Origin of the sequence: Pseudomonas baetica (assembly GCF_019733355.1) — a bacterium.
Taxonomy (GTDB): Bacteria; Pseudomonadota; Gammaproteobacteria; order Pseudomonadales; family Pseudomonadaceae; genus Aquipseudomonas; species Aquipseudomonas baetica_A.
The window spans coordinates 48,296-65,276 of sequence record NZ_JAIHLQ010000034.1 but is presented as its reverse complement, the minus strand read 5'-3'; the positions used below and the strand labels follow the sequence as shown (position 1 = coordinate 65,276).

Here is a 16,981-nt window from a genome sequence, read left to right as displayed (position 1 = left end):
CTGAAGCCCTAACTCAGGTAGAATGCGCGCCCGGTTTTTGGAGAAGCTCATGACCCTGCTCAAATTCAGCGATGTGTCCCTTGCATTCGGCGCTATGCCGTTGTTGGACAAGGTGTCCTGGCAGATCGCCCGTGGTGAGCGGGTGTGCATCATCGGCCGCAACGGCACTGGTAAATCCAGCATGATGAAACTGGTCAAGGGCGACCAGAAGCCCGATGACGGCTCGGTGTGGCGTGCACCCGGTCTGAAAATCGGCGAATTGCCGCAAGAGTTGCCGGTGGCCGACGAGCGGACGGTGTTCGACGTGGTTGCCGAAGGCCTCGATGGCGTTGGCGCCTTGCTCGCCGAGTATCATCACCTGAGCCAGAACATCGTCACCGATGCCGATCTGGACAAACTGATGCACGTCCAGCATGACCTCGAAGCCCGCGACGGCTGGCGCTTGCAGACCCTGGTCGACAGCACTCTGAGCCGCCTGCAATTGCCGGCCGACAAGACCCTCGCCGAATTGTCCGGCGGCTGGCGTCGTCGCGTGCTGCTCGCGCAAGCATTGGTGTCAGAGCCGGATCTGCTGCTGCTCGACGAACCTACCAACCACCTGGATATCGGTGCAATTGCCTGGCTCGAAGAAGCGCTGAAGGATTTTCAGGGCGCCGTGCTGTTCATCACGCACGACCGTTCCTTTCTGCAAAACCTTGCCACGCGCATCCTCGAACTGGATCGCGGCGGCCTGATCGACTGGAACGGCGACTACGCCAGCTTCCTCGTCCACAAAGAAGCCGCGCTGGCCGCTGAAGAGACCGCCAACGCGCTGTTCGACAAGCGTCTGGCTCAGGAAGAAGTGTGGATCCGTCAGGGCATCAAGGCGCGTCGTACCCGTAACGAAGGTCGCGTCCGTGCATTGAAAGCTTTGCGCGTAGAGCGCAGTGAACGTCGCGAGCGTACCGGCAAGGCCAATATCCAGCTGGAAACTGCCGACAAGTCCGGCAAGCAAGTGATGGTGCTGGAAAATGTCAGCTTCCATCACCCGGACGGTCCGTTCCTGATCAAGGACTTTTCGATGGTGCTGCAGCGCGGCGACCGTATCGGTCTGCTCGGCGCCAATGGCACCGGCAAGACGACTCTGCTGAAGCTGATGCTCAGCGGTCTGCAACCGACCAGCGGCAAAGTGGAAGAGGGCACCCGGATCGATGTGGCGTACTTCGACCAGTTGCGCCATCAACTGGATCTGGAGAAGACCGTGATCGACAACGTCGCTGAAGGTCGCGACTTTATCGATATCGATGGCCAGAGTCGCCATGTGCTGAGCTACCTCGGCGACTTCTTGTTCAGCCCGCAGCGTGCTCGCACGCCCGTCAAGGCGTTGTCGGGTGGGGAGCGGGCTCGCCTGCTGCTGGCAAAACTGTTCAGCAAGCCGGCTAACCTGCTGGTCCTCGACGAGCCGACTAACGATCTCGACGTGGAAACCCTCGAACTGCTCGAAGAAGTGCTGCTGACCTTCAACGGTACTGTGCTGATGGTCAGCCACGACCGGGCATTCCTCGACAACGTCGTCACCAGCACCCTGGTCTTTGAAGGTGAAGGCAAGGTGCGTGAATACGTCGGTGGTTATCAGGACTGGATTCGTCAGGGCGGCTCGCCGCGTCTGCTGGGCGTAACCGAGAGCAAGTCGGGCAAGGCTGACCTGAACTCGGCGGTGGTGACGGCTGAGCCGGCTCCCGGCGCAGCGCCTGCCGTTGCTGCCCCGGCCGCGAAAAAGAAGCTGAGCTACAAGCTGCAGCGCGAACTGGAAGCGTTGCCGGGTGAGATTGACGCCAAGGAGCAGCAGATCGCCGCGGTCGAGGCTGAAATGGCCGACGCCGGTTTCTATCAGCGTCCTGCTGTCGAGACTGCCAAGGTGATTGCCTCGCTTGAGCAATTGCAGGCAGAGCTGGACTCACTGGTGGAACGTTGGGCCGAGCTGGACGCCTGATTGATCCGGATGTAAAAAAGCCCGGCGTTCAGTCATGAGCGCCGGGCTTTTTACGTAGTGTTTAGGTCCATGGTAGGAGCGAGCTTGCTCACGAAATCGGTGTGTCACTCGACATCAAATTGGATGTGCCGACGTTTTCGCGAGCAAGCCCGCCCCCGCAGGGTTATGCCTTTCACTGCTTGACCAGGTGCACCGCTAGCACGTCACAAGGCGCGCCGTGCAACACATCGTTGGCGGTCGAGCCGAGCAACAGCGCCAGACCATGGCGCCCATGACTGCCCACCACGATCAGATCGCACTCATGCTCCTTGGCAAAATGGTGGATTTCCTGGCGTGGCTGGCCGTAGGTCAAGTGGCAGTTGGCACCTTCGAGTTCAGAATATTTGAGTTTCAGGCGCTCAAGGCGTTCCTTGGCTTGATCGAACTGCTGCTGTTGCAGTTGTGATAGATCCATTGGCACGTCGCCGCCGAAAGCCATCGCCATCGGCTCGACGATATGCACCAGCGAAAGCTTGGCGCCGTTGCTCACCGACAGCTCGCGGGCGCGGTGGATAACAGGGTCGCACTCTTCAGTCAGATCTACGGCGACCAGGATGTGGTGGTAGGGCATGAGGTGCTCCTCCTGAGGTTTCAATATTGTTAAGTATGGCTGGTTTCAAGCGCATTGGTTCCAAGGTGACACAATGGGCCCTTCTAAAATCGGGAGTAGAGATATGACGGTCTGGCTGGTGGTGTCAATCCTGTTGGTGGTTTTGAGTCCACTGGCCTGGTTGCGCCCATCGCGTGCGCAGAGTGGTCGCATTGCCCTGCGCATGGAGGCGCGGCGTATCGGTCTGGCCATGCAACTGGCGCCTCAGGAGTGGCCGCACTGGCTCTCGCAAGAGCCGCCGAGTCCGTGTGCGCAATATCATCGACCGCGCCGGAGCAATCAGCCGGCATGCTGGTCCTGGTGGCAAAAATCGCCGGGTGTGTGGGTCAATCAGTGGCAGGAGGTTTGCGAAGATCGGACGCTACTAGATCATTTCGAAAAATTGCCGGGCAACGTCTTCAAAGTCGAGGCGGATAAGCAAATGATCGCCTTGTACTGGGGCGAGAAGGGCGAAACCTCGGTTTTGCAGGACATCGACGCCACACTGAAAGCGCTGGCGTAACTCGTGGACGTTTCCCACTGCAACGGTGCGAAACGTCCGGCAGACGAGCAATAAAAAGCCCGACATGATTCATCGGGCGGGGTTGGCCAGGCAGGCCGGTAATTTTTTGTGGCTGGCCCCTTGTCGAGCCTTCAGCGCATTTCCATGTAGTCCACTCAGCGTAGCCGCTTTAAACAGGGCTCAATGCGAATTAGGGCGACTTTTCTAACTATTGATTCTATGAATGGCTCGACATGCAGAGCCGTGTTGCTGGTCTTCGTAGTACGGAAGTGACCGCAAAGTCGCATTTCAACCCGTATTTTGGGCGATTGACAATTGTCGGAAATTCCGTGAAGGTGGCGTACCCAAATCAAACGGGCGTATGAATTGAGCGTTTGTCTTACAGATCGCTCCTACAGAATCCCGACTATCGCGTTGGCGGGTGTGCCGGGTGGATTGGCGTTAGCATCGACGAAAAAGCGTCCTGCCAAGCCATTCGCCTGCGTCCGACGTGTACTGTTCAGCTTCCATATCGTGGAGATCAGTTGATGATTTACGAAGGTAAAGCCATCACGGTTAACGCTCTTGAAAGTGGCATCGTCGAATTGAAATTCGACCTCAAGGGTGAGTCCGTCAACAAGTTCAACCGTCTTACCCTGAACGAGCTGCGTCAGGCCGTAGACACCATCAAGGCAGATGCTTCGATCAAGGGTGTGATCGTCAGCAGTGGCAAGGACGTGTTCATCGTCGGCGCCGACATCACTGAATTTGTCGAAAACTTCAAGCTGCCGGATGCCGAGCTGGTTGCTGGCAATCTCGAAGCCAACAAGATCTTCAGCGATTTCGAAGACCTCAACGTTCCGACCGTAGCGGCCATCAACGGCATCGCCCTGGGCGGCGGTCTGGAAATGTGCCTGGCAGCTGACTATCGCGTCATGTCGACCAAGGCCAAAATCGGTCTGCCGGAAGTCAAGCTGGGTATCTACCCAGGCTTCGGCGGTACCGTGCGTTTGCCGCGCCTGATCGGTGTCGACAACGCTATCGAATGGATTGCCGCCGGCAAGGAAAATCGCCCTGAAGACGCCCTGAAAGTCAGCGCCGTCGACGCCGTGGTTGCTCCAGAGAAACTGCAGGAAGCTGCCCTTGAGCTGATCAAGCGCGCCATCTGCGGCGAGTTCGATTTCAAGGCCAAGCGTCAGCCGAAGCTGGAAAAGCTCAAGCTGAACGCCATTGAACAAATGATGGCTTTCGAAACCGCTAAAGGTTTTGTTGCCGGTCAAGCTGGCCCGAACTACCCGGCGCCGGTCGAAGCGATCAAGACCATCCAGAAAGCCGCCAACTTCGGTCGTGACAAGGCGCTGGAAATCGAAGCCGCTGGTTTCGTCAAACTGGCCAAAACCTCTGCCGCGCAGAGCTTGATCGGTCTGTTCCTGAACGATCAGGAACTGAAGAAGAAGGCCAAGGCCTACGACGAAATCGCCAAAGACGTGAAGCAGGCCGCCGTACTCGGCGCTGGCATCATGGGTGGCGGTATCGCCTATCAGTCGGCTTCCAAAGGCACGCCGATCCTGATGAAGGACATCAACGAGCACGGTATCGAGCAGGGTCTGGCCGAAGCCGCCAAACTGCTGGTTGGCCGCGTTGACAAAGGTCGTATGACAGCCGCGAAAATGGCTGAAGTGCTCAATGGCATTCGTCCGACGCTGTCCTACGGCGATTTTGGTCACGTTGACCTGGTTGTTGAAGCTGTCGTCGAGAACCCGAAAGTCAAGCAAGCCGTGCTGGCGGAAGTCGAAGACAAGGTCAAAGAGGACACCATCCTCGCGTCCAACACCTCGACCATTTCCATCAGCCTGCTGGCGAAAGCCCTCAAGCGCCCGGAAAATTTTGTCGGCATGCACTTCTTCAACCCGGTGCACATGATGCCGCTGGTAGAAGTGATCCGTGGCGAGAAGTCCAGCGAGCTGGCTGTTGCCACCACCGTTGCCTACGCCAAGAAAATGGGCAAGAACCCGATCGTCGTCAACGATTGCCCGGGCTTCCTGGTCAACCGCGTGCTGTTCCCGTACTTCGGCGGTTTCGCCAAGCTGGTCAGCGCCGGTGTGGACTTCGTCCGCATCGATAAAATCATGGAAAAATTCGGCTGGCCGATGGGTCCGGCCTACTTGATGGACGTGGTCGGCATTGATACCGGTCACCACGGTCGTGACGTGATGGCTGAAGGCTTCCCGGATCGCATGAAGGATGACCGTCGTTCGGCTGTTGACGTGCTTTACGAAGCCAAGCGTCTGGGCCAGAAAAACGGTAAGGGCTTCTACGCCTACGAGACCGACAAGAAAGGCAAGCAGAAGAAAGTCGCCGATCCGTCGGTATTGGAAGTGCTCAAGCCGATCGTTTACGAGCAGCGCGAAGTCACTGATGAAGACATCATCAACTGGATGATGATCCCGCTGTGCCTGGAAACCGTGCGTTGCCTGGAAGACGGCATCGTTGAAACTGCCGCCGAAGCCGACATGGGTCTGGTCTACGGTATCGGTTTCCCTCCATTCCGTGGCGGTGCGCTGCGCTACATCGATTCGATCGGTGTTGCCGAGTTCGTTGCCCTGGCTGACCAGTACGCTGATTTGGGCGCGCTGTACCACCCGACCGAGAAGCTGCGCGAAATGGCCAAAAACGGCCAAAGCTTCTTCGGTTAAGCGCCCCCAACTAGAGTGAGAGTGAACTTATGAGCTTGAATCCTAGAGACGTCGTGATTGTCGACTTCGGTCGTACACCGATGGGCCGCTCCAAGGGCGGCATGCACCGCAACACCCGCGCTGAAGACATGTCGGCGCACCTGATCAGCAAATTGCTGGAGCGCAACGTCAAGGTCGATCCTGCTGAAGTCGAGGACGTGATCTGGGGCTGTGTAAACCAGACCCTGGAGCAGGGCTGGAACATTGCGCGCATGGCGTCGCTGATGACCCAGATCCCGCATACCTCGGCCGGCCAGACCGTCAGCCGTCTGTGCGGCTCGTCGATGAGCGCTCTGCACACTGCAGCGCAAGCGATCATGACCGGTAACGGTGACGTGTTCGTGGTTGGCGGCGTCGAGCATATGGGCCATGTGAGCATGATGCACGGTGTCGATCCGAACCCGCACATGTCCCTGTACGCGGCGAAAGCCTCGGGCATGATGGGCCTGACCGCTGAAATGCTGGGCAAGATGCACGGCATCACGCGTGAGCAGCAAGACGCCTTTGGCGTGCGTTCCCACCAGCTCGCCCACAAGGCAACTGTGGAAGGCAAGTTCAAAGACGAAATCATCCCGATGCAGGGCTATGACGAGAACGGTTTCCTGAAACTGTTCGACTACGACGAAACCATTCGTCCGGAAACTACCCTGGAAAGCCTGGCGGCCCTCAAGCCTGCTTTCAATCCAAAGGGCGGCACCGTGACTGCCGGTACTTCGTCGCAGATCACTGATGGTGCTTCGTGCATGATCGTGATGTCGGCGCAGCGTGCGCAGGACCTGGGTATTCAGCCGATGGCGGTGATCCGTTCGATGGCAGTGGCGGGTGTGGATCCGGCAATCATGGGCTATGGTCCAGTTCCGGCTACACAGAAAGCCCTGAAGCGTGCAGGTCTTGTCATCAACGATATCGACTTCTTCGAGCTCAATGAAGCTTTCGCCGCACAGGCGCTGCCAGTGCTGAAAGATCTGAAAGTACTCGACAAGATGAATGAGAAGGTTAACCTGCACGGCGGCGCGATTGCCCTGGGTCACCCGTTCGGTTGCTCCGGTGCGCGTATTTCCGGCACCCTGCTGAACGTGATGAAGCAGAATAGCGGCACCTTCGGGGTGGCCACTATGTGCATTGGTCTCGGCCAAGGCATCTCCACCGTCTTCGAACGCGTATAAGCGTCTCGTTGATGGAAGCCGGGGCCAAGTGCCCCGGTTTTTGTTTTTGTGGATTTATTTTGTTTTTTTTTGAAAAAATTTGAGTGAGGGCCGAAGCATGCCGATACAACCTGGGCTCTACCAACATTACAAAGGTCCGCAGTACCGTGTGTTCAATGTTGCACGGCATTCCGAGACCGAAGAAGAAGTGGTCTTTTACCAAGCCCTGTATGGCGATTACGGCTTTTGGGTGCGCCCTTTGAGTATGTTTCTCGAGTCAGTCGAGGTTGACGGCGAGCAGGTGCCACGCTTTGCTTTGGTGCAAGCCGAACCGAGCCTTTTTTCCAAGGCATGAGGCGAGTGCGCGCAGCACCCTGTGCTTGACCTCACCTTGTATCAACTATATATAGCGGTGCCGCGTCAGGCGCCAACCGCCTTTCACTTCTAGAATTCAGGAATTTTCTGATCCATGGGCAAATCGCTGGTCATTGTGGAATCCCCGGCTAAGGCCAAGACCATCAACAAGTATCTGGGTAACCAATACGTGGTGAAGTCGAGTATCGGCCATATCCGAGACCTGCCCACCAGCGGTTCGGCTAGCGCCAGCAAAGAGCCAGCCGCCAAGCGCGGCAAGGCTGCCGCAGGCGAAGGTCCGGTGCTCACACCGAAAGAGAAAGCGCGCAAGCAGCTCGTCTCGCGTATGGGTGTCGATCCCGATCATGGCTGGAAAGCCAAGTACGAGATCCTCCCAGGTAAAGAGAAGGTGATCGAAGAGCTGCGCCGGCTTGCCAAAGATGCTGACACCATCTATCTCGCAACCGACTTGGATCGCGAGGGGGAAGCCATTGCATGGCACCTGCGCGAAGCCATCGGTGGTGACGACAGCCGCTACAAGCGAGTGGTGTTCAACGAAATCACCAAGAAAGCGATTCAGGAAGCTTTCTCGGCGCCCGGCGAACTGGATATTGATCGTGTAAATGCCCAGCAGGCGCGTCGTTTTCTCGATCGCGTGGTTGGTTACATGGTTTCGCCGCTGCTGTGGGCCAAGATCGCCCGTGGCCTGTCTGCCGGTCGTGTGCAATCGGTTGCGGTGAAGCTGGTGGTCGAGCGCGAGCGCGAAATCCGTGCCTTCAACCCTGAGGAATACTGGGAAGTGCACGCCGATTTAGGCACTACCAAAGGTTCGACCGTGCGTTTTGACGTTGCGCGTGAGAAGGGCGAGGCCTTCAAGCCGCTGAACGAAGCCCAGGCCATGGCGGCGCTGGAGAAGCTCAAGTCTTCCAGCTACAGCATCGTCAAGCGCGAGGACAAGCCGACCAGCAGCAAGCCTTCTGCTCCATTCATCACGTCCACCCTGCAGCAGGCTGCGAGTAATCGTCTGGGCTTCGGTGTGAAGAAGACCATGATGATGGCTCAGCGTCTGTATGAAGCGGGCTACATCACTTATATGCGTACTGACTCGACCAACCTCTCGGTTGATGCCGTGACGATGGCGCGTACTTACATCGAAGACGAGTTCGGCAAGAAGTACCTGCCGGAAACGCCAAACGTCTATAGCAGCAAGGAAGGCGCACAAGAGGCTCACGAAGCCATTCGTCCGTCCGACGCCAACACCACGCCGAGCAAGCTTGCAGGCATGGAGCGTGACGCGGAGCGCCTCTACGAGCTCATCTGGCGCCAGTTTCTGGCCTGCCAGATGCTGCCGGCGCAATATCTGTCGACTACCGTCAGCGTTGGGGCGGGTGATTTCGAGTTGCGTGCCAAGGGCCGCATCCTCAAGTTCGACGGTTACACCCGCGTTATGCCGCAAATTGCCAAGCCTGGCGATGACGACGTTCTGCCTGACATGGCGCAGGGCGATGTGATGAAGCTCATCAAGCTCGATCCTTCCCAGCACTTCACCAAGCCGCCGGCCCGTTACTCGGAGGCCAGCCTTGTGAAGGAAATGGAAAAGCGCGGCATCGGTCGTCCTTCAACTTATGCGGCGATTATTTCGACTATTCAGGATCGCGGTTATGTGACGCTGCACAACCGTCGTTTCTATTCGGAAAAAATGGGCGACATCGTTACCGAGCGACTGTCGGAGAGCTTCTCCAATCTCATGGACTACGGCTTTACCGCCGGCATGGAAGAGAACCTTGATGACGTGGCTCAGGGCGAGCGTGACTGGAAGAGCGTGCTGGACGAGTTCTACGGCGACTTCAAGAAGAAACTCGAAGTAGCTGAGAATCCTGAAAGCGGAATGCGTGCCAATCAGCCGGTCATGACCGACATCCCGTGCACGACTTGCGGCCGTCCGATGCAAATTCGTACGGCTTCGACCGGTGTGTTCCTTGGTTGCTCGGGTTACAGCCTGCCGCCAAAAGAACGCTGCAAGGCTACTGTCAACCTGGTGCCGGGCGATGAAATCGCTGCGGACGACGAGGGTGAGTCGGAGTCGCTGGTACTGCGTGGCAAGCATCGCTGCCCGATTTGCAGCACTGCGATGGACGCTTATCTGCTCGATGAGAAACGCAAACTGCACATCTGCGGTAACAACCCGGATTGCGCCGGATACGAAATCGAAGAAGGCAGCTATCGCATCAAGGGCTATGAAGGTCCAAGCCTTGAGTGCGACAAGTGTGGCAGCGAGATGCAACTCAAGACCGGCCGTTTCGGCAAGTTCTTCGGCTGCACCAACCCGACCTGTAAAAACACGCGCAAACTGCTCAAAAGCGGTGACGCGGCGCCGCCGAAGATGGATCCGGTGAAGATGCCTGAGCTGAAGTGCGAAAAGGTCAACGACACCTACATCCTGCGCGACGGTGCGTCCGGTCTGTTCCTGGCGGCCAGTCAGTTCCCGAAAAACCGTGAGACTCGTGCTCCATTGGTGATCGAGATTCTGCCGCACAAGAGCGAGATTGATCCGAAGTATCACTTCCTGTGTGAAGCGCCGCAGAAGGATCCTGATGGTCTGCCAGCGGTGATCCGCTACAGCCGCAAGACCAAGGAGCAATACGTGCAGACCGAGGTCGACGGCAAACCTACCGGTTGGAAGGCTTACTACGACGGTGGCAAGTGGGCGGTTGAAGACAAGCGCAGCGCAAAAGCCAAGGCTGAGTAGGCGTTAGCCACACACTGAAAAGGCCGCATGAGAACCCACGGGTTTTCATGCGGCCTTTTTGTTTTGTGCTTGCGGTGGGATCGGCTGATCCACGACACTGTTCGGCCTTTGTGAAGCAATTATTTCGCTGTGGAGGCTGCCGTCATGGCCCACGAACTCTATACCCGTACCAATCAGAAGATCTATTTTGCCGGCCTGTCGCTGGAAACTCTGGCTCGAGCTGAAGAGGGGCGGGCGATGAATTCTCTGGCGCTGATTCAGGCCGGACGTGAATCGGCGTTGTTTCACCTCTACGGTGCCTTGTTGGGGCTTTGCCATGAAATCGCCGGTTTCTACCGTCTGCCGCAGGCTAATGCGCCGCGGGCGGAGATGCTGCTGACGCGCGAAGTGCTAGAGTCGATTGCTATCCCCGAACTGGCTGAAATGGTTGAGTTGGCGGGCAATTCGCAAACCTGGCTGGCCAAACTGCTAGCAGCGCATTCGGCGTTGTTCCAGCCGCCGAGGGTACCGCGCAAACCCAAGGGAGATGTGACACGGCCGCTGATCCAGGCGGTTAATCTGGATGAAGAAGAGGCACCAGATGAGTTGAGTCGAGATGAGTTGGAGGGCTGGCGGCAGAACCTGAAAGGTCTGGCGATTCGTTTTCGCGAAGGCTTGAATGAGTGCTGAGGGAGATTGATGCGGCGGCAATCTGAAACATGCTGCTGGTCAAGATCCCGAGCGAAGCCTGAATGATGTCTATATAATCCCTGCCTTTCGTGGAGAACAGACCTATATGCCAACGTCCTTTCTAGAAATTGTCGAGTTACCCGACGGCCGAATCGAACTGCGCAGGGCTGAGGACGAGGGTTCTCTGGTGACTCTGGATTTCTCCGAGGATGCCAAGACATTCCTGCAGGGCCAGCATGTAGAAATCGCCAAGGCGATGCTGAGCGTCGGCGTGCAGATGGCGGGTCGGATGATTGAGGGTGATTTTGACAAGGAAGAGGGGCCGCGGGTTCTTCATTGATCCCCGTCTGCTTTCCTGTTTATCCTACCGCTTCAGATCGGCTTCTCTATCCTTGGAGAAGCCCGGCGCTTCAAACAGCGCGCGCAACCAGCCAGTTAACCCAATCGAATATTCAGGCTCTGGGCGTCGCCCTTGCGTGCAGCACTGATCAGTTGTTGTCGTGAACCCGTGTTCAGTGGATTGAGCCAGGTGACGACGGTGTGGCTTCGCCCCAGGCGCAAGGCTTCGCACGCCAGTTGCTGAGTACTTTGAGTGCCCCTCGGTTGCAGCAATAGAATGCGCTCGCGGTTCAGTCCTGCATCTCGCAACCAAGATTGGGTCAGGCTGGCAGGTGGTGCAATCAGCGTTAGCCAGCGTGCGTCTTGATCATCGCTCAGTTCGCGAAGGATCGGAGCCAGCAGGTTCAGGCAGTTCCCGGTGGCACCGCGCAGTGACAGCTCACTGAATACTTCCGGTTCGGCATTCCATGGGCGCTCGACCACTTCGTTTAGGATCGGCGCCATCGGTTGCGTCAGAAACGCTTCGAATAACGGCAGTTGAGTCTGTTGAGGGGTATGTGGGAACTGCATAAAGCCTCCTTTAACGGCGGATTACGCCGACACTCAAGCCTTCGATAACCAGTTCCTGATCTTTCAGGTCGACTTCGATGGGGGCGAACTCAGGGTTTTCTGCAATCAGCCAGACTTTGCTGCCTTCCCGCTTGAAGCGTTTGACGGTTACTTCATCACCAATGCGGGCGACGACAACCTGGCCATTACGCGCTTCACGGGTGGTGTGAACGGCCAGAAGGTCGCCATCGAAAATTCCGATGTCCTTCATGCTCATGCCGTGCACGCGCAGAAGATAGTCGGCGCGAGGGTGGAAGAATGCAGGATTGATGTTGCAGGATTCTTCGATGTGCTGCTGGGCGAGGATCGGTGCGCCGGCAGCGACTCGGCCAATGATTGGCAGGGTCGAGTCGTCGGCTTTGGCTTCGAAACCGGGGATGCGAATGCCACGGGATGCACCAGGGGTCATCTCGATGGCACCCTTGCGAGCCAGCGCTTTGAGATGTTCTTCCGCTGCGTTGGGCGACTTGAAACCCAGTTCCTGAGCGATTTCCGCGCGGGTCGGCGGGTAGCCGTTGTCTTCAAGGCAGCGTTTGATAAAGGCCAGAATCTCGGCTTGGCGTGGCGTCAGCTTTAGCATATTGATCGCTCTGTCTTTTTATACAGTGACTGGGATTATATACAGTGAAGCGGTCTTGGCAATGCTCGTTTTTTTGCAGGGCGCCGGACGGTCGGCAGGCCTGCTTATTAATGCATCGGTCTTGTGTGGTTAAATAGCTGACCGACCATTCCCAAAACGAACTGGCAGGCTTGACAAGGCACAGGCTGAAACGTATGTTTCAAACAAGTGTTTGTCAGGCGGAGTAGCCATGGCCCAGTCGGAAACCGTTGAACGCATTCTTGATGCTGCCGAGCAGTTGTTCGCGGAGAAAGGTTTCGCTGAAACCTCATTGCGTTTGATCACTAGCAAGGCCGGCGTCAATCTGGCAGCGGTGAATTACCATTTCGGCTCGAAGAAAGCGCTGATTCAAGCGGTCTTCTCGCGCTTCCTCGGACCGTTTTGCACGAGCCTTGATAAAGAGCTGGAGCGGCGTCAGGCCAAGCCTGAAAACAAACCAACCCTTGAAGAGTTGCTGGAAATCCTCGTCGAGCAGGCGCTGGTGGTTCAGCCACGCAGCGGCAACGACCTGTCGATCTTCATGCGTCTGCTCGGCCTCGCGTTCAGCCAGAGCCAGGGTCACCTGCGTCGTTATCTTGAAGACATGTACGGCAAGGTATTCCGCCGCTATATGCTGCTGGTCAACGAGGCAGCGCCGCGCATTCCTCCGATTGAGCTGTTCTGGCGCGTGCACTTCATGCTTGGTGCTGCCGCGTTCAGTATGTCCGGCATCAAGGCCTTGCGTGCGATTGCCGAAACCGATTTCGGCGTCAACACTTCAATTGAGCAGGTCATGCGCCTGATGGTGCCGTTCCTCGCAGCGGGCATGCGCGCCGAAACCGGCGTCACGGACGCGGCCATGGCCACCGCGCAACTGCGTCCGCGCAGTAAATCAACGCCGGTAGCCGCCAAGGTTTAACCGCGCACGGGTGGGCGCGGCAGCTTGTATCCGCTAAGCTAGCCGCCCATGCCAACTCTCGTTCTGAACCCGTTCTCCAAAGATATCGCCGACCTGCCGGGCACCGCCCTCGGTGGCGATTTCATGTGGATCGGTTTTTTTGTTTTCAAGGAATCTCTATGACTGCTGGCCTGCAAGGCTCGTTGATGGTGGATGTCGCCGGTACCTGGCTGACGCCTGAAGATCGCCAATTGTTGCGTCAGCCTGAAGTAGGTGGCCTTATCATTTTTGCCCGCAACATCGAGCATCCACGTCAAGTGCGCGAGCTGAGCGCGTCGATTCGCGCCATACGTCCCGACCTGCTGCTGGCCGTGGATCAGGAGGGCGGTCGCGTCCAGCGTCTGCGTCAGGGCTTTGTCCGTCTACCGGCCATGCGCGCCATTGCTGACAACCCGAATGCCGAATATCTGGCCGAGCAGTGTGGCTGGATCATGGCCACGGAAGTGCTGGCGGTCGGACTCGATTTGAGCTTTGCCCCGGTACTTGATCTGGATTATCAGCGCAGTGCCGTTGTCGGCACGCGCTCGTTCGAAGGCGATCCCGAGCGTGCCGCATTACTGGCCGGTGCCTTCATTCGCGGCATGAACAGCGCCGGTATGGCGGCCACCGGTAAACACTTTCCCGGTCATGGCTGGGCGGAAGCCGATTCGCATGTGGCGATCCCGAACGACGAGCGTAGCCTCGACGAGATCCGCGCCAACGACCTTGTGCCATTTGCAAGACTCAGCAAACAATTGGCCGCGGTCATGCCCGCCCACGTTATCTACCCGCAAGTCGACTCACAGCCTGCTGGCTTCTCCCGACGCTGGTTGCAGGAAATTCTGCGCGGCGAGTTGCAGTTCGACGGTGTGATCTTCAGCGACGACCTGTCGATGGCCGGCGCCCATGTGGTCGGCGATGCCGCCAGCCGCATTGAGGCCGCACTCAGTGCCGGTTGCGACATGGGCCTGGTCTGCAACGACCGCGCTGCGGCCGAGTTGGCGCTGAGCGCTGCACAACGCATGAAGGTCAAGCCGTCCGCCCGTATTGCGCGGATGCGCGGCAAGGCGTTCGCCAGCACCGATTATCGTCAGGATCCGCGCTGGCTCACGGCTATCGGCGCGCTGAAAGATGCTCAACTGATTGATTAAGGGTTTTTCCGTTATGACGGTTTACGCAATCATCGGTGGCACCGGCCTGACCCAGCTAGAAGGCTTGAGCATTCGTCAGTCGCTGGCGGTGGACACGCCTTACGGCGCGCCATCGGCGGACGTGCAGGTTGTAGTGGTCTAATGAAACCGGACACTCATTTAGGCGAGAATGCTCGCCATATCGAGGTGTCAGATGACCAAGCAACGTCGTGTCTTTTCCGCTGAATTCAAACGCGAGGCTGCTGACCTCGTACTCAAACAAAATTACAGCTGCATCGAAGCCAGTCGTTCACTCGGCATTGGCGAGTCGGCCCTGCGCCGTTGGGTCAGTCAGCTTCTGCAGGAACGCACAGGCGTCACCCCGCAGAGCAAGGCGCTCACCCCAGAGCAGCAAAAGATCCAGGAACTGGAAGCCCGAATCGCCCGTCTTGAACGAGAGAAATCGATATTAAAAAAGGCTACCGCGCTCTTGATGTCGGAAGATCTCGAGCGTTCGCACTGATCCATCAGCTAAGCGCCCATGAACCTGTTGACTGCTTGTGCGAGGTGTTCGAAATCACCCGTTCGACTTACTACACCCATCACCTCAGGCGGCGTTCTCCGGGCGTTGAGAGAATTCGATTACGCAGTCGAGTCAACGAACTGTTCACCCAGAGCCGAAACGCTGCTGGCAGCCGAAGTATCGTGTCGATGATGCAGGATGATGGCGAGCAGATCGGGCGTTTCAAGGTGCGAGGCTTGATGCGGGAACTGGGGTTGATCAGCAAGCAGCCTGGCTCGCATGCCTACAAAAAAGCAACGGTCGAGCGGCCTGACATTCCAAATACACTGAATCGTAAATTCGATGTTCCCGAGCCAAACAAGGTTTGGTGCGGTGACATCACCTACATCTGGGCGCAAGGGAAATGGCACTACCTGGCCGTGGTTATGGATCTCTATGCTCGCCGGATAGTGGGCTGGGCGTTATCAGGAAACCCGGATGCTGACTTGGTCACCAAAGCACTGGATATGGCCTATGAGCAACGCGGGAAGCCTCAAGGGCTGCTGTTTCATTCGGATCAGGGATCGCAATATGGAAGTCGCCACTTCCGTCAGCGTCTGTGGCGGTACCGCATCAGCCAGAGCATGAGTCGCCGGGGCAATTGTTACGACAACTCGCCGATGGAGCGAGTATTTCGCAGCTTGAAAACCGAGTGGATACCTTCAGTGGGTTATATGTCGGTTCAGCAGGCACAACGAGACATCAGTCATTATTTGATGCATCGCTACAACTGGATACGGCCTCATCAATTTAATGGCGGGCTAACGCCGGCTCAGGCCGAGAAAAAACTTAACGTCGTGTCCGGGATTAGTTGACCACTACAGGTTGGCGAATACGCTGGCAAGGAAGTATTGTTTCTCGCCCGTCACGGCCATCCGCACCGCCTCCCGCCGCACAAGGTCAACTACCGCGCGAACCTCTGGGCGCTGAAGCAGGCCGGTGCTGAGGCGATCATCGCGGTTAATGCGGTGGGCGGGATTCATCCTGCGATGGGCACCGGGTATTTCTGCGTGCCGCATCAGATCGTCGACTACACCAGCGGCCGCGAGCACACCTTTTTCGCTGATGATCTGGAGCAGGTTACCCACATCGACTTCAGCTTTCCTTACAGCGAGCCTCTGCGTCAGCAATTGATTGCTGCGTTAACCGCCGAAGGCTGCGGATACAGCGATCAGGGCGTTTACGCCTGCACGCAAGGCCCACGCCTGGAGACTGCCGCAGAAATCGTCCGTCTGGAGCGTGATGGCTGCGACATCGTCGGCATGACCGGTATGCCGGAAGCGGCGCTGGCTCGTGAGCTGGATCTGGACTACGCCTGTCTGGCACTGGTGGTGAACCCGGCGGCGGGCAAGACCACTGAAGTCATCACCATGGCCCAGATCGAGCAGGCGTTACAGGACGGGATGGGGGCGGTGAAGTCGATCCTGTCACGCGTTTTGGCGGGTTGACGGCGTGGCTACTATAGTTGAGCGACTGGATGCTCTGCCTTGGGAAGATGTGTTCAGCCAGCGCACTTTGGACAGGGCTCTGAAGTATGCGGACGAGGATCGGCTAACGATCCTTCAGATCGACGACTCAAGGGTCGTCGCTTCGTGTGTCGGCTCTGGGATTGAGGTGTATGAGCAAGTCATTGAGCTTGTCAAAGCGGGGGGGCATTGGCGGCTCGAATGCTCTTGCTCTTGCCCCGTCATGCTTTATTGCAAGCACTGCGCTGCGGCTATTTACCACCTGAAGGAGGAAGTGCCCGTTAATCCATCCGACAGTCGCGCTCCGGTTCAACTCAATCGTGAGTTGGAGCGTTGGCTCGCCGATATACCCGCGGCGACAAAGCCTGGCGGGGAACTGGCGCAAGCGGCGAGTACGCGGCTGTTTTACAAACTCAAGGCAACCCCTGCTACAGGGAAGTGGCTGGTACAGATTTTCAAGGGTTATCAGCTAAAGAGTGGCGAGTTGCGCGATATCAAGTCGCTGTATTCGCTGTCGGACTTGCTGATCCGCCAACCTGGTTACTTATCCGAACTGGACTTGCGCATTGCCAGGCTGTTGGTTGCC

Annotated in this window: 14 protein-coding genes and 2 pseudogenes; 13 read left to right on the top strand and 3 right to left on the bottom strand. The window is 57.4% G+C overall.

Features of this window, described 5'->3' with window-relative positions:
• The first annotated feature begins 49 nt into the window (after positions 1–49).
• Positions 50–1,972, top strand: coding sequence for an ATP-binding cassette domain-containing protein (locus K5E40_RS25745; RefSeq protein WP_221733234.1), 1,923 nt, complete (start codon positions 50–52; stop codon positions 1,970–1,972).
• Positions 1,973–2,144: 172 nt separating this feature from the next.
• Here K5E40_RS25745 and K5E40_RS25740 read toward each other — a convergent pair whose 3' ends face one another.
• Positions 2,145–2,582, bottom strand: a complete 438-nt coding sequence (locus K5E40_RS25740) for a universal stress protein (protein WP_221733233.1) — start codon at positions 2,580–2,582, stop codon at positions 2,145–2,147.
• 103 nt (positions 2,583–2,685) lie between these two features.
• On the opposite strand from K5E40_RS25740, the gene K5E40_RS25735 reads away from it, so the two are divergent.
• The 7 genes from K5E40_RS25735 to K5E40_RS25705 all read left to right on the top strand — a co-directional run bounded on the left by K5E40_RS25735 (position 2,686) and on the right by K5E40_RS25705 (position 11,094).
• Positions 2,686–3,123 carry a hypothetical protein gene (locus tag K5E40_RS25735; protein ID WP_221733232.1) on the top strand — a complete coding sequence of 146 codons (438 nt, stop codon included), beginning with the start codon at positions 2,686–2,688 and terminating at the stop codon, positions 3,121–3,123.
• A gap of 527 nt (positions 3,124–3,650) precedes the next feature.
• Positions 3,651–5,798, top strand: a complete 2,148-nt coding sequence (gene fadB, locus K5E40_RS25730; RefSeq protein WP_221733231.1) for a fatty acid oxidation complex subunit alpha FadB — start codon at positions 3,651–3,653, stop codon at positions 5,796–5,798.
• A 29-nt stretch (positions 5,799–5,827) separates the two neighbouring features.
• Complete coding sequence (fadA, locus tag K5E40_RS25725) at positions 5,828–7,003, top strand: acetyl-CoA C-acyltransferase FadA (protein WP_221733230.1); 1,176 nt, start codon at positions 5,828–5,830, stop codon at positions 7,001–7,003.
• 97 nt (positions 7,004–7,100) lie between these two features.
• Positions 7,101–7,337 carry a DUF1653 domain-containing protein gene (locus tag K5E40_RS25720; protein ID WP_042560169.1) on the top strand — a complete coding sequence of 79 codons (237 nt, stop codon included), beginning with the start codon at positions 7,101–7,103 and terminating at the stop codon, positions 7,335–7,337.
• A gap of 114 nt (positions 7,338–7,451) precedes the next feature.
• On the top strand, positions 7,452–10,085 hold the full coding sequence (topA, locus tag K5E40_RS25715) for a type I DNA topoisomerase (protein ID WP_221733229.1): 2,634 nt from the start codon (positions 7,452–7,454) through the stop codon (positions 10,083–10,085).
• Positions 10,086–10,229: 144 nt separating this feature from the next.
• Complete coding sequence (locus K5E40_RS25710) at positions 10,230–10,754, top strand: DUF6586 family protein (RefSeq protein ID WP_221733228.1); 525 nt, start codon at positions 10,230–10,232, stop codon at positions 10,752–10,754.
• A gap of 106 nt (positions 10,755–10,860) precedes the next feature.
• Positions 10,861–11,094 carry a hypothetical protein gene (locus K5E40_RS25705; RefSeq protein WP_221733227.1) on the top strand — a complete coding sequence of 78 codons (234 nt, stop codon included), beginning with the start codon at positions 10,861–10,863 and terminating at the stop codon, positions 11,092–11,094.
• Positions 11,095–11,189: 95 nt separating this feature from the next.
• On the opposite strand, the gene sulA is transcribed toward K5E40_RS25705, so the two are convergent.
• Positions 11,190–11,663, bottom strand: coding sequence for an SOS-induced cell division inhibitor SulA (gene sulA, locus K5E40_RS25700; RefSeq protein ID WP_221733226.1), 474 nt, complete (start codon positions 11,661–11,663; stop codon positions 11,190–11,192).
• Between the two features lie 10 nt (positions 11,664–11,673).
• Entirely contained in the window at positions 11,674–12,282 is a 609-nt protein-coding gene (lexA, locus tag K5E40_RS25695) for a transcriptional repressor LexA (RefSeq protein ID WP_003226590.1), read from the bottom strand.
• A 229-nt stretch (positions 12,283–12,511) separates the two neighbouring features.
• Here lexA and K5E40_RS25690 point away from each other — a divergent pair, with 229 nt between their 5' ends.
• From K5E40_RS25690 to K5E40_RS25670, 5 genes and pseudogenes are all read left to right on the top strand, one after another.
• Positions 12,512–13,219 carry a TetR/AcrR family transcriptional regulator gene (locus tag K5E40_RS25690; protein WP_100847815.1) on the top strand — a complete coding sequence of 236 codons (708 nt, stop codon included), beginning with the start codon at positions 12,512–12,514 and terminating at the stop codon, positions 13,217–13,219.
• Positions 13,220–13,389: 170 nt separating this feature from the next.
• Positions 13,390–14,388, top strand: a complete 999-nt coding sequence (gene nagZ, locus K5E40_RS25685; RefSeq protein ID WP_221733250.1) for a beta-N-acetylhexosaminidase — start codon at positions 13,390–13,392, stop codon at positions 14,386–14,388.
• A gap of 13 nt (positions 14,389–14,401) precedes the next feature.
• A pseudogene (locus K5E40_RS25680) lies at positions 14,402–14,518 on the top strand (S-methyl-5'-thioadenosine phosphorylase); the annotation flags it as partial.
• A gap of 63 nt (positions 14,519–14,581) precedes the next feature.
• Positions 14,582–15,744, top strand: a protein-coding gene (locus K5E40_RS25675; protein ID WP_221733225.1) for an IS3 family transposase whose coding sequence is annotated in 2 segments (ribosomal slippage) — positions 14,582–14,837 and positions 14,837–15,744 — 1,164 coding nt in all. Because the reading frame shifts where the segments join, the coding sequence is not laid out codon by codon here.
• Positions 15,745–16,377, top strand: a pseudogene (locus K5E40_RS25670) (S-methyl-5'-thioinosine phosphorylase); the annotation flags it as partial.
• Positions 16,378–16,981: the final 604 nt, after the last annotated feature.